Raw genomic sequence first — 13,078 nt, forward strand, 5'->3', positions numbered from 1 at the left:
TGTGTAAATACCCATTTTATTGCTTCGTCCGCTAATTGATAGCATCTGCTATCAATTAGCGGACGCATCTTTTATTATACATAATGACAACTCTTCTTCAATATACTGGTAACGATACGATAGAAGCGAAAAGGGGTAACCTATGATTCAGATAGCCGGCATGGTTTTTCAGCCATCCCAGTACAGCCCAACTAATCCTACAGAACAAATCATCCTCGAGCGGCTGCAAGCTGATCGTTCATGGCATACGTATCCGTCTATAGGAGCATTGACCTTTGAAATTCGTTTGCGGACAAATATTATTGCCAGTGCAAAAGCTCTCTACGAAAGTGATGCCGCGTTTGAAGTGTTTGCTTCTACAAGGGCAAATCCGATGTATTGGTTTGTCACCTCGACCGGAGCGATTCAATTGAAGGAAGGAGTCCATCCATCGTCTGCTATACGTGATATCTTTTTAAACGGTTCGCAATATGGATTTGAGTGTGCAACGGCCATGATTATTATTTTTTATGACGGCGTGTTACGAACGATTGGAGACAACCTGTTTAATACGCATTTTCAGCACCTCGTGTTATACAGCTGGAACTTTGATCCTGACTTAGGGTTAACCACTGCCTACACGAACTATTTTATTCCAGGTGACGTTGTTTACTTTGAAAACCCGGACTTTCACCCACAAATGTCTCAATGGCGTGGTGAAAACGCTGTTGTATTAGAGAATGACAAGTACTTTGGCCATGGTGTGGGCATGCAGTCTGCACAAAACATGATTGCAACATTAAACGAATTGAGAAAGCCTAATGCGACGCATTCTGCCTATCTATCCGATATTGTGGCAAGGCCGAACTTTGTACAGCTTGCCCTTCTTTCAGGACAACGACAACAGCACAACCGGACCAAGCTTATTTACATCATTATTACCCACAATGAAAGTTCTATTTCTTTAGAACAATATATTTACTATTTACACAACGAGTACCACCGTTGGAGAGATCCTATGTAACCGTTTATAGTAACCGAAAAAGAGCGGAGCCATCCAGACCCGCTCTTTTTCGGTTTACATATCATGAGAAGCGTGTTTCTTCTGTCTTGTGTGATTTCTGTTTTTTACTTTATGTGAACCAGACAGCGGCTCACCATAAGGTTGCTTTGGACTTTGTGGAAGCTGCACTTTCTCTTGCTGCTTTGGCCCTTTTGGATTTTGTTTGGCCATTGTCATCCACTCCTTTATCCATGACCTCACTTATAGCATGTATCCGTTCACTGTTTTCATACCAACGTTTTCATCAAAAGCGCACGTTCTTGTATACAGTCATGTTCCAATCGGCATCACATATTCCTGATAAGAAAATGCTGGAGAAAATCCTAACTGCTCTGCCACTTTTTGCGATGCTTTATTCTCTTTTGCTGCATCCCAACATGGCATTTTATGATGCCGCAGACAATCATCAATGAAAGCTTGTGCAAGGACTTTCGCAATTCCTTGGTTTTGATGGGCTTCGGATGTTTCAATAGCCACCATTTCCTTATTTTCTGCTGCAAATGCTGTATGGCAAAGTCCTACAATTTCATTGGCAAACGTCACACAGTACCCACGCCCGCCAGTAAAAAACTCCTCTGCTGTCATCCATGATTCATCCAGTTTTCTGTGAAGGTAGGAAAGATTAATACACGTGCTGTTTTCATAAAAATCATGGGTGATTTTCTCTATGCGATATCCCGACGATAACGGCAGGGATACAGCTGCCTTTCCTTTATGGAGCAGATACATGATCTGCTCTTGCCGATAAAACGTGCGATGATGAAACCCCTTTTCTAACAGCGGATACCATGCTGGATGACGAGCGACGAGATTTATCTCTTTCAATCCTCTCTCCACCAGCTGAGGCTCTAATGATTGTTCGACAAACGATAACAATGACATACAGAATGCCTCATCATCCGCTTTGCCCGCAACATGCAGTCCATCATTATTGCCAAGCCAAACCATTGCCACTGTTGGAAACATTACACTATCTGCAAAAACACGGCCGGCATTCATCCGTTTACAGACCGCTGTTGCTTCCACATCTCGATTATTTAATAATGGCAGGACATGTTTAAAATCTTTTTCTTGCAATTCCATCATTTTTATCACTTCTTATTATGTTGTTATCTCCTATTATTTTCATATATATCCATTACTGCAATGCACAAAGAGTTACTTGTTTCTTTTTTACGTACATGTCGTGTCTTATTTCGGCAAAGCTAAAACAAAAATAAAGCAAAGAAGGTGGTTATGATATTCGATACACTAAAGGATATCGTACTTGTGTACGGACGGATACTGACCATACTGCCTGTCGTATTAGCGGTGGCGATTTTTATGGGAAGGCGCGCGATTGGAGAACTTCCTATTTTTGACTTCCTTATTATTATCACACTAGGAGCGGTGGTTGGAGCCGATATTGCTGACCCTAGTATCCATCATATCCCCACTGCAGCAGCTGTTGTCGCCATCGGCGTATTGCAGCGTCTCGTCGCTCACTGGAAAATAACCAGCCGCACGGTAGAACGCTTGATTACATTTGAACCAACTATCGTCGTATATGACGGTGTACTGTTAAAACACAATCTCCAACACATTGATTATTCCATTGATAACATTTTACAAATGCTCCGTGAAAAAGATGTATTTGACATTCGCGATGTTCGCCTGGCCATTGTTGAAGCCAATGGAGCATTAAGCGTTTTAAAAAAAACAGAAAAAAATCCTGTTACGACTGGTGATATGGGAATACAAAAACAAAGTGCTGTCGCATATCCTGTTATTATAGATGGAGAGGTACACGAACCTGTCTTAAAACACCTTCATGTCGATTACCTTTGGCTCCGGCAGCAGCTTATACAACACGGCATTGAGGATGTATCTCAAGTGTTTTTTGCATCCATCAATCCGTCACTAAAACTGCACATTTCCTTAAAAAATAACTCCACCACTCCCGTCCCCCCTCTTGTACACTAAGTGCTTACGAAAAATGTCTGCCAAACAGCGTCCAAGGAGTGTCCACTTTTACATATGAGACATCAGGGAGGCTCCGGGCGCTGCTTGGCGTCAAATCAAGCCAAATGCGTCGGTGCGATAATGCCGCTTGATTTGTTACAATACTCCATAAGCCGTGCTGTTCAAATACATCGTTCCAAAAGTATTTCACGTGATAGTAGCTGCCGATTCTATCGTCTTTCATTAAGAGAAACAAACGGGATCCTGATTGATAACATTGGCATTGATCTAAATACCTGTCACTCCATAACGACTCCTCAAAGGGCAGCGGACAATAAATATTGTATGGAAAGACTCGAGTGCGGTCATAATCGTTTGCTGTACGCTGCAGCAGCTGCCTTTTCTTATTGTTGTCCATTACTTTTTCCCACTCATGGCGGGAGCTTGTTCTTTGCGACAGTGCTTTTTCTCCAGCTGCTGTCAAATAACCGTAATACTGTGTTTGAACTGGTTCTAACATTAACGTTTGGGCGATTTTTATGGTTTGCTTGTTCGTCACTTGGGTGATAAACCCTGTCCATTGGACAGCTGGCTGTTCCAATGCTTTCGTCTGTACATATTCCATCATGATTGTGCCAATTCCACGTCCGCGATACGCCGCCGCTGTCCGCAGCCGGCCTAACATGGCATATTGTTCTGCAAATACTGTATATCCCGCTATGCTGATTAATTCATCTCCGCTAAATGCACCGAATAAGTGATCGTGACAAAGAAGGTACAAAAACTTTTCTTTTACATAATCGTGAGGAATTCCCGTATCCATCTTTTCCACCGCTTTTTGGTCGTGAAAAGCGAGCGTACGAATATACATACTCTTACCCCTTTTATGTCTTTCTATTCTCTTATGAGAACAGTGCTTATGATGAAGAGGACTGATCTTTTTTAGCTTCTCTAATCCGTGCGATCGTCGATGATACAGAAATCTGTTCTGGCTCACACATCACTTCCAACACAACGGGAACCCGGTGTTGTTTTGTATACTGCAATGCTTCTTCTAACCTTTGTGCAAATGCTTGATCATTATCCACGCGCCAGCCAACGGCTCCAACCGCGTTTGCGATGGTATGATAGTGCGTATCGGTTAACGTCGTGCCAAGCACATGGTGAGGAAATACTTTTTCTTGGTGCATGCGAATCGTGCCGTACATGCAGTTATTAAACACAATCGCAATCACTGCTGTGTTATACCGGACAGCGGTTTCTAACTCTTGCATCGTCATCATAAAGCCGCCGTCACCAGATAAGGAAATAACCGTTCGATCGGGATAAATCATTTTTGCTGCAACCGCTGCGGGAAAACCGTACCCCATCGCTCCTGATGTCGGCCCAATATAGGTTTTCGGCTTCTGGAACTGATAGAAATGATGCAGCCATCCCGCAAAGTTGCCAGCATCGTTAGTAACGACCGTATCCTCTGGCAGTACTTGTTGCATTCCTTGTATAATTTGGGGCATGTGCACCGCGTGTTTACTTGGATTTTTCACAATGGCCGCCGCATGTTCAAACACTCGTCGGCGCTGTTTTGCCCACTCTATCCATGCATGATTTTTTTCCCACGGACAAGCCGAGAGTGCTTTTAACGCTTCTGATGCATCTGCAACAATAGCGAGTTCAGGCACGTACCCTCTTGCGAATACATTCGCTTCGATATCAATGTGAATAAGTGCTGTCCTCTCCGATATGACCGAGTAATGTTGTGTGGTAATGTCAGATAAACGCGTTCCCACCGCAAGAATTGTGTCTGCTTGTTTGATGGTGTCTAAAATATTTGGAAATGTACCAAGACCAGAGTGGCCGACATATAACGGGTGATGATTGGGCATCACATCGTGACGTCTGAATGAAGCTATAACGGGAATGTGCGCACGCTGTGCAAATGTAAGCAGATCCTTTTCTGCTTGCGAGCGGCAAATTCCACCCCCTGCTATAATAAGAGGCCGCTTTGCATCACGCAGGCATGCCGCAGCTTTCTTCAAATCATCAGCATTCGGACAGGGACGTAAACGCTGGAATGTTCGATACGGCGTTTCATCGATTTCTTCTTTTAATACATCCTGCGGCACGGATATGACAACCGGACCAGGGCGCCCTGATTGTGCGAGGTGAAAAGCCCGGTGAACCATTTCACTCGTTCGATTGGCATCCTGTAACTCATATGTCCACTTTGCCACAGGTGAAAACATACGATCAAGATCGATTTCTTGGAATCCTTCCCTGCCTCGGCATGACCGCTCGACTTGTCCTAAAAAAACGACAAGGGGGGTGGAATCTTGATAAGCGGTATGAATACCAATCGCTGCATTAGATGCCCCTACGCCCCGTGTGGCCATGACAACACCAGGTTTATTCGTTACTTTCCCATATGCTTCAGCCATAAACGCTGCCCCGCTTTCATGGCGACACGAAATAAATCTCATGCTTTCATGAAGGTATATTTCATTGATGATATCTAAAAAGCTTTCTCCGGGCACCGAAAAAACCCGGTCTGCCCCCTCTTGATAACAGATATCCACTATTTGAGCAGCAACCGTTGTTTTGCTGGCCATTCTTTTTATCATCCCTTCTTTTCATATAAAGGCATAGTATGAAAGATCCTTGCAAACACTTCTTACTAGTATTGATGTTTTTCCTATTGGAGTGATAAACATGACAGACAAATTACCTCAAACCCCTCAATCCTACTGGCGGCAGACAACGGACCTTCCGGAATTTGACACGCTGCACGAAAATATTCAAACAGATGCAGTCATTGTCGGTGGTGGAATAACAGGTATTACAGCAGCTTATCTTTTGCAGCAGCAAGGTATGAATGTTGTACTGCTGGATGCCGGCCGCCTGTTAAATGGTACCACTGGTCACACAACCGCCAAAATAACTGCTCAACACGGATTGATTTATGATGAAATCATCCAGCATATGGGGAAAAGTAAAGCAAGGTTATACTATGAAGCAAACAGCCATGCCATGCAGTTTATCGAACAAACGGTACGCGATTTAAATATTTCTTGTGGTTTTATGAAACAAGATGCGTATTTGTATGCCACTACTGAAGATTATGCAAAAAAACTGGAAAAAGAATGGGAAGCATATCAAACACTCTCCATTGATGGCCAATTAGACGATACAATTCCTTTTTCCGTCAGTACGCACAAAGTATTGTCCATGCCGAATCAAGCGCAATTTCACCCGCTGCAATATTTAGCTGATATCGTTCAGGCATTTCAGGAAAAAGGCGGAAAGATTTTTGAACATACCGTTGCCGTAAATGTGGAAAGCAGCGGCCAGCAAGCTGCGGTTTTGACCAAAAATGGCCGACGCGTTACAGGCAAGTATGTTCTGGCCTGCACCCATTTTCCTTTTTATGAAGGCCGCGGCCTGTATTCGGCGAAAATGTATGCAGACCGTTCCTATATTTTAGCTGTAAAAACAAAAGAAGCCTATCCAGGAGGCATGTATCTCAGCGTAGATGAACCGGCTCGTTCGCTTCGTTCCCTGTCGCTGCCAAATGAAAATATTGTTCTTATTGGCGGAGAGAGTCATAAAACAGGACAAGGAAAAGATACACAGACGCATTATGAGGCTCTGCATACTTTTGCAAACAAGCTGTTCCAAGTGGAAGATATTGTGTACCGCTGGTCTGCTCAGGACTTAATTACACTCGATAAACTGCCGTATGTCGGTCCTGTTTCAACGAAAAACCCGAGAGTATTGATTGCTACTGGATACCGCAAGTGGGGCATGACAAACGGAACGGCAGCAGCCCAGCTGTTAACAGACATCGTCTTGCACAAGGAAAATCCTTATCAAGAATTATTCTCCCCTGCTCGGTTTTATGCGGATCCAAGTTTAAAAAAGTTTTTTATCGAAAACGCGGATGTCGCAAAGCATTTAATCAAAGGCAAAGTACAGCTTCCAAACACATCGTATGAAGATTTAAAACGAGACCAAGGAGCTGTCGTCTTAATAGATGGTAAACGAAAAGGGGCGTACAAAGATCAAGATGGGCAGATGCATATTGTCGATACTACGTGTACGCATGTCGGCTGTGAAGTAGAATGGAACCATGGCGATCGAACGTGGGACTGTCCGTGCCATGGTTCAAGATTTTCCTATACAGGTGAAGTCATTGAAGGACCGGCTGAAAAACCGCTCCAAAAAGAGGATTTTACAATGCTCGATAATGCGACAGATGAAAACTCTGGATATTAGTGATGCAGCACTGCATCAAGCGCTTCCTCTGTTACATCACCGTGGGAAGCATCCCATGTGACACGTCTGTCCTTCATAAGCAAAGCCTGGGGTGATTCATGCTTGACCCCTGTATCTTTTGCTATTTGTTGTGAAACAGGCCTGGATTCAATCACTTTCACGTAGGCAAACACTGTGTTTTCTCCTGTATTTTTTTCTATGACTTTTTGTACTTCATCCCAAGCAGCAGCACTGATGGGGCACGTTGTACTATGTTTGACAAGAAGCACCTCCTTCTCTTGAGACACCTTAAGCGTTTCTTTCCATTCTTCAGATGTTGTTATCTCTTGTAAATATGCCATGTCGTCCTCCTTTTCCTCTTATTTTCCTGTAAATTGCTACGCATAACATCATTTCCTTCCGAAACACGGTTAGCCGGGAGGAGATGATGTGTTTTCTCATACACCATTCTGGATCCATTAATCAAATGCCTGCTTTCTTTTTCCTGTCATTTAAACGTATGGGCCTAAACAGCAATATGCCCTTTCTCATCATGACTATTTCTGTTACAAATAGATCCATTGAAGAACGGTGTAGAGAAGCGGTATCGTTACAAAAGCCGCCAGTGTCGTGATGCATACAACAAAAGAAGAAAATTCTTCATCGCCTCCATATTTTTTCGCATACAGAGAAATCGTAGAAGCAGAAGGCATTCCTGTTGTTAATACAGCCACACATATAAGCGGAAATGAAAAAGATACCGGCAGGAAAAAAACAGGAATAACTAAAAGCGGCAGTAAAATTAATTTTAAAAACGTAATTTTCCAGACCATTTTCGTTTTTAAAAGTGTTATTACTTTATCATATCGCACAGAAACAAGTAAGCTGCCAAGCAGAATCATCGAGAGCGGAATCGTCATTTTACCGACATCTTCTAATAATCGTGACGCAGCCAGCGGCCAGTGAAATGGCGCGAAAAAAATGATCAGCCCGATAATGACGGCAGCAATGCCGGGATTAACAAATACCTGTCTCCATGCAATCCGCTCCGCAGAACGCACAAAAAGATACACTCCATATGTCCATATTAATATTAAGTACACAATATTAAACATGGTAGCGTACATAATGCCTGTATCTGCAAACAAAATAAATGCTACCGCATACCCGAGAAAACCTTGATTGCCAAAAATAATCAAACCTTCGACAACGTTTTCCTGCTGTTTTGGGATATAGAAGCGTTTCCTCACCCACCGTGCTATCACACATGCTAACAGTAAAATATATACAGACAAGACGATTAAAATCACCATATCAACGACAAGGTCCACAGAAAACGCTGTGTCCATGGCAAACAAAATAAGTGCAGGCAGTGTAATATATAAGACAAGCTGAGTAATCACCTGGTTAGCTGCCGAACTTAAAACACCTAGTTTTCGCGCCGCGTAGCCAACAATAAGCATGCCATAAAGTGCCAGCATTTCTTGAGCAAATAATCCGAGTGCATGCATCTATTTAACCTCCTGTCACTACGATATGTGTCAGACGTGCAGGAGGTTAGTTATACTTTTTTTGCATTCGTGCTAACATCACAAAAAGTTCTTGACGCGCAGTCAAGAACTTTTTTCTTGAACCAGCTCCATAATATGTTTATACACTTCTTCTTCACAAATAATAAAGAGGTTGGCATGAACAGGCAATTTTTCATCTAACTTTTTCATGATGTTAAAGTTCTCATCATCAGCAATTAAATGAGCCCCTTCGAATTTCAAATCGTCAAAAGCATCGCGATATGTCTCCCACTTGTCTCGTTTTGGAATGTTCCACAGGCTGACATCATATTTTCTGCTCAACAGCTTCATAAACAACGTGCTAGATCCTTGGAACATCGCCGACCGTGCCATTAAATCAGAAAGCGCTTCTCCAGCTAAGACAAACTCATCGACTTCTAAATGTTTAAAGTTAGCGATGTGGTTTTCTTTTTTTATCTCGACAAGCGTATACACATTCTTTTCTTTTTCCTGGCTCATAAAACTTTTTATGGAACTGGCTACCAGCAGCGTCATCCCATCTGCAGCGGTATCATCCATTGTCCCATCCGGTGAGAAAATTAAAATCGCTTTCGCTTCAGATAAGTTTGCTTTTTCATAGGTGTCTATGTTTGTCACATCTCCTTGAATATAAAACAAACGTGATGACGGGGTGAAAGGAGCCTTTGTGGTAGAATCAATGACAACGACATTCACATCGGGGTTAGACAGCTGCAATTCTTGAATCGTATTTTTACTTTTTTGGGACCAGCCAACCACAACATAATGGTCTTTCCCTTTGTAACTCAATTGCCCCTCCTCCTTTAACTTTCTGTAAATCCCAAAACCTTCAACAATTTTACCGATGACGACCCCGATTAATCCGACACCAAACGTATACAAGAATATAGCGAAGAGACGTCCCGCTGTTGTTTCCGGCACTAAATCTCCATACCCGGTCGTTGTAATAGTCGTCATCACCCACCAAAAACCGAGAAAAGGAGAAGTGAATACATCTGGTTCAATATACGTGATGAAGACGGAACTGCATACAATAAACAAAATAGCGACAAAAAAGATTGTCAGCTTTCTTGCTTTGATAACAGATTTCATTAATTCAAAAATGAACAGCATCATGTTCCTCCCTTTCCTATACTATTTTTCCCGCATATAGAAAAGGTATCCATCATGCCTTTGTTTTCGCAAAAAACGTGTAATAACAGTGCAAGAGCCATAACGAACACATATAAACGAAAAAGGTTCTGATGATGGTCCAGCCATTTCTGTATTTCACTTTGCCAAACAAAATCGCGCTAAATTCGACGGCAGAGGATACAACAGCAAACACGATGGTCCAAAATAACGTATGCGTCTGCTTTTTATACAATGTATAAATAAACAAACAGCCAATCATTGGAAAATAACCAAAGTTTTGCGGAAACGTCGTTAAATATTGTTGTTTTTTCAGCTTTGGCGTAACCAGCCAGTACTTATTGCCCGTTGTGTTAATAATAAGCGAAAGGATACTGACAAATGGAACAACTTTTCGAACCATCCGTTTGTCTTTTTTCCAAAAAAACATGCCGAACAGCCACGGAAACAAAAAACCAAAAATAATGTTAACAGCCATGTGATCACCTCTATCTGAGATAATCACCATTTTTCTCATCCCTTATTCATATTCGCTGATGCGGTGCAGCATATGCATATTGTACTTCTACTTCTGCTGTTATTGTTAGTTGTCCGGGTGCGATTGGTGTAGCCGCTTGCAAAGCATAGACGGATAGGTCTGAGGAAAGCGGCGGCTTTTCGGCAATGGTAACTGGAACAGCAGCCAGCTGCAGCTCGAGCGTGCGTGCTATTGTCTCAGCATGCACTCGAGCATTTCTTACAGCGAGGTGTAATGCTTCTTGATAAAAGCGGTTTGATGAAGCGAGAGAAAAAGACACTTCCGCCACTTGATTGACACCATGTGATACCGCTGTATCAATAATAACTCCAATATCATCCATCTGATTGGTCGTGACGGAAATGACATGGACCACCTCATATTCTCGAAACACTTGCTGTCCATCTACATAATCATATTGTGGTGTAATGGAATAGTTTATCGTTTGGATTTGTTCATCGGTTACGCCTAACTCCTGCAACGCTGCTGTGACTTCATTCATTGTTTCTGCGTTGATTGCCTGTGCTGTTTCCAGCTTTATATCCCCTGTTCTTACACCAAGGGTCATATAAGCAGTGTCCGGCTGCGCATTGACACTTCCTTTTCCATTCACCGTCATTAGTTTCGTTGCGTTTCTGGCATTAACCGGCAGATGATACATGAAACCGCCTCCTTCCCTTTTATTTCATGTTGCAAAAGGTATACATATGTATGCTTTTTTATTGTTGCTGCTTTTACCTCTAGAAGAAAAAGAAAAAACACTGTTTTCTCCTAAAGAGGAGAAAACAGTGTTTTTTCATGTCTGCCTAATATTCTTTAATGATACCTGCAAAACGTTTTTTGGTTCGTGGGTGAATACCCTGGTACTCATTTAACAATGTATCAAGCTGCTGGCTTGATTGTACCGTTCTCGTATCTGTGAGTCCATAAAGATCTGCTTTTTTATGCATGTCTCTTTTTTTCCACGTAATCTGACTTAACAACACCATTTTCCTAAAAATTGTTTCCATCTCCTCTAGTTTTTAATCTCTATATTATTTATATGTAGAGGGTCTTGGCTGTTACTTGCTACATATCTTATCATACAGGAAAATGTCTCAAAATATTGTAGAAAATTGTTCGTAAGCAGCATTATTTTTTCGACGAATATAGCCACATTACATGGAGATCTGAAAACCAACTTTTCCAAACTGCTGTGCTTCTTCTAACCTCTTAAAACCTTTGTGAAACTGTTCCAATGTATAGGTGCGGTCCATGACCGGCCTAATTTGCTGCGATTCGATCAATTGAAGCATGTCTCTATACTCTTCTGCACTTCCCATTGTCGAACCCAATAGGTTGTATTGTCCATAGAAAAACGAACGCAAATCAAGTTGAATTGTGTCACCGGCCGAAGCACCGAATGTCACCAGTGTTCCTCCACGGCGCAGCTGATGAAGCGATTGGTCAAATGTTGCAGCACCAACACTTTCAATTACAAGATCCGCTTGTGTCCCATGTAATTGTTTATCCCAGTCATCATTGCTGTCAATAGCAAGGTCCGCACCAAGCTCGAGTGCTTTTTCCCGCTTGGCTTCCGAACGGGACGTTACGTAAACGGTTGCACCTGCTGCTTTGGCAAACTGCAGTAAAAAGGTCGCCACACCGCTTCCGATACCAGGAATAAGCACTGTCATATCTGAGTGGATCTTTCCTCTTGTAAATAATGCCCGGTAAGCTGTTAAGGCAGCTAACGAAAATACACCTGCTTCCTCCCAATTCAAATGTTCGGGTTTTTTCTCTACGCTATCTGCTGAAACTGTAAGGTATTCCGCAAATGTTCCATTATCAGGAAATCCTAGTATTTGAAAACCTTCCGGCGGTGCATCACTATTCATTTCCCAGCCCAGTCCTGGATTAATGACAACTTCGTCACCAACATTTACCCTTTGAACGCCTGTCCCTACTGATTCAATGACACCTGCTCCATCAGAACCCAAGATGACAGGTGGATCTTCAGGTTTGTGCCGATCCAGCACAAAAATATCACGATGGTTTAAGCCAGCTGATTTCAGCTTCACTGTTACTTCACCTTGTGCCGGGTCTTTCTTTTCTATTTGACGCAGCGATAATCCCGCTTTTCCCATTTGTTTTTCGTGTACTACTGCTTTCACAAAAAATCCTCCTTTTTCTGCAAAAAATATAGTCATGTTTCATGAAACACAGCGATAAAATGAATGGATGATACTTTAGAAAGCCAGGTGATAACCAATGACTGCGCGTTTCATGAAAATTGCTGTCGTATACCTGTTTATCGGAGTATGCATGGGGTTGTACATGGGGATCAGCCAGCAATTTACATTCACCACCGTACATGCTCACCTTCACTTATTAGGATGGGTATCCATGGCTTTGTTTGGAGTTATTTACTATATTTATCCTACTGCAAGTAGAACGCGGTTAGCAACCATTCACTTTTGGCTTCATAATATCGGAGTGCCGCTTATGCAAGGAACACTTTTCATTATGCTGTGGAGCGAAAGTTATGCCCTCGTTTCTTTCACCATTACTGGTTCCGTTTTAATTGTGCTTGGCGCTTTGCTATTTATGATTAATGTGTTTCGACATGCCAATCGCGAACGCTCTGCCGCTTCATAAGAGAGCAGGGTA

15 protein-coding genes are annotated in these 13,078 nt (G+C 42.4%); 4 read left to right on the forward strand and 11 right to left on the reverse strand.

Going from position 1 to position 13,078, the window contains the following annotated elements; translation table 11 throughout:
- Positions 1–142 precede the first annotated feature (142 nt).
- Positions 143–1,003, forward strand: a complete 861-nt coding sequence (locus BLT18_RS01880) for a protein-glutamine gamma-glutamyltransferase (RefSeq protein ID WP_091270662.1) — start codon at positions 143–145, stop codon at positions 1,001–1,003.
- Positions 1,004–1,057: 54 nt separating this feature from the next.
- Here the strand turns inward: BLT18_RS01880 and BLT18_RS01885 are convergent, their stop codons facing one another.
- Both BLT18_RS01885 and BLT18_RS01890 read right to left on the reverse strand, forming a co-directional pair.
- Complete coding sequence (locus BLT18_RS01885) at positions 1,058–1,213, reverse strand: small acid-soluble spore protein P (RefSeq protein WP_091270665.1); 156 nt, start codon at positions 1,211–1,213, stop codon at positions 1,058–1,060.
- Positions 1,214–1,312: 99 nt separating this feature from the next.
- Complete coding sequence (locus tag BLT18_RS01890) at positions 1,313–2,128, reverse strand: GNAT family N-acetyltransferase (protein ID WP_091270667.1); 816 nt, start codon at positions 2,126–2,128, stop codon at positions 1,313–1,315.
- A 150-nt stretch (positions 2,129–2,278) separates the two neighbouring features.
- On the opposite strand from BLT18_RS01890, the gene BLT18_RS01895 reads away from it, so the two are divergent.
- Complete coding sequence (locus tag BLT18_RS01895; RefSeq protein ID WP_139184695.1) at positions 2,279–3,004, forward strand: DUF421 domain-containing protein; 726 nt, start codon at positions 2,279–2,281, stop codon at positions 3,002–3,004.
- A gap of 4 nt (positions 3,005–3,008) precedes the next feature.
- Here the strand turns inward: BLT18_RS01895 and BLT18_RS01900 are convergent, their stop codons facing one another.
- Both BLT18_RS01900 and BLT18_RS01905 read right to left on the reverse strand, forming a co-directional pair.
- The gene (locus tag BLT18_RS01900) at positions 3,009–3,854 is read right to left on the reverse strand and encodes a GNAT family N-acetyltransferase (protein WP_091270669.1); all 846 of its coding nucleotides are present in this window, start codon (positions 3,852–3,854) and stop codon (positions 3,009–3,011) included.
- Between the two features lie 46 nt (positions 3,855–3,900).
- A complete protein-coding gene (locus tag BLT18_RS01905; RefSeq protein WP_091270671.1) occupies positions 3,901–5,589 on the reverse strand; it encodes a thiamine pyrophosphate-dependent enzyme in 1,689 nt (562 codons plus the stop codon).
- A 100-nt stretch (positions 5,590–5,689) separates the two neighbouring features.
- Here BLT18_RS01905 and BLT18_RS01910 point away from each other — a divergent pair, with 100 nt between their 5' ends.
- Complete coding sequence (locus tag BLT18_RS01910; protein ID WP_091270673.1) at positions 5,690–7,252, forward strand: FAD-dependent oxidoreductase; 1,563 nt, start codon at positions 5,690–5,692, stop codon at positions 7,250–7,252.
- Here the strand turns inward: BLT18_RS01910 and ytxJ are convergent.
- The 7 genes from ytxJ to BLT18_RS01945 form a co-directional block, all read right to left on the reverse strand.
- Positions 7,249–7,593: a bacillithiol system redox-active protein YtxJ gene (gene ytxJ, locus BLT18_RS01915; protein ID WP_091270675.1), complete on the reverse strand. Its 345-nt coding sequence runs from the start codon at positions 7,591–7,593 to the stop codon at positions 7,249–7,251. The two genes, BLT18_RS01910 and ytxJ, sit on opposite strands and share 4 nt — an antisense overlap.
- A 204-nt stretch (positions 7,594–7,797) precedes the next feature.
- Positions 7,798–8,742, reverse strand: coding sequence for an AEC family transporter (locus BLT18_RS01920; protein WP_091270677.1), 945 nt, complete (start codon positions 8,740–8,742; stop codon positions 7,798–7,800).
- Between the two features lie 102 nt (positions 8,743–8,844).
- Positions 8,845–9,894 (reverse strand): potassium channel family protein, encoded by a 1,050-nt coding sequence (locus BLT18_RS01925; protein WP_217635726.1) that lies wholly within the window; start codon positions 9,892–9,894, stop codon positions 8,845–8,847.
- A gap of 52 nt (positions 9,895–9,946) precedes the next feature.
- Positions 9,947–10,420: a hypothetical protein gene (locus BLT18_RS01930; protein WP_091270681.1), complete on the reverse strand. Its 474-nt coding sequence runs from the start codon at positions 10,418–10,420 to the stop codon at positions 9,947–9,949.
- Positions 10,421–10,436: 16 nt separating this feature from the next.
- Positions 10,437–11,090 (reverse strand): SIMPL domain-containing protein, encoded by a 654-nt coding sequence (locus BLT18_RS01935; RefSeq protein ID WP_091270682.1) that lies wholly within the window; start codon positions 11,088–11,090, stop codon positions 10,437–10,439.
- Between the two features lie 145 nt (positions 11,091–11,235).
- A complete protein-coding gene (locus BLT18_RS01940) occupies positions 11,236–11,439 on the reverse strand; it encodes an aspartyl-phosphate phosphatase Spo0E family protein (RefSeq protein ID WP_091270684.1) in 204 nt (67 codons plus the stop codon).
- 147 nt (positions 11,440–11,586) lie between these two features.
- The gene (locus tag BLT18_RS01945) at positions 11,587–12,582 is read right to left on the reverse strand and encodes a zinc-binding dehydrogenase (protein ID WP_091270686.1); all 996 of its coding nucleotides are present in this window, start codon (positions 12,580–12,582) and stop codon (positions 11,587–11,589) included.
- Between the two features lie 97 nt (positions 12,583–12,679).
- Here BLT18_RS01945 and BLT18_RS01950 point away from each other — a divergent pair, with 97 nt between their 5' ends.
- Positions 12,680–13,066, forward strand: a complete 387-nt coding sequence (locus tag BLT18_RS01950; RefSeq protein ID WP_091270688.1) for a cbb3-type cytochrome c oxidase subunit I — start codon at positions 12,680–12,682, stop codon at positions 13,064–13,066.
- Positions 13,067–13,078: the final 12 nt, after the last annotated feature.

It is taken from the genome of Alteribacillus persepolensis, assembly GCF_900099605.1.
GTDB classification, from domain to species: Bacteria; Bacillota; Bacilli; order Bacillales; family Marinococcaceae; genus Alteribacillus; species Alteribacillus persepolensis.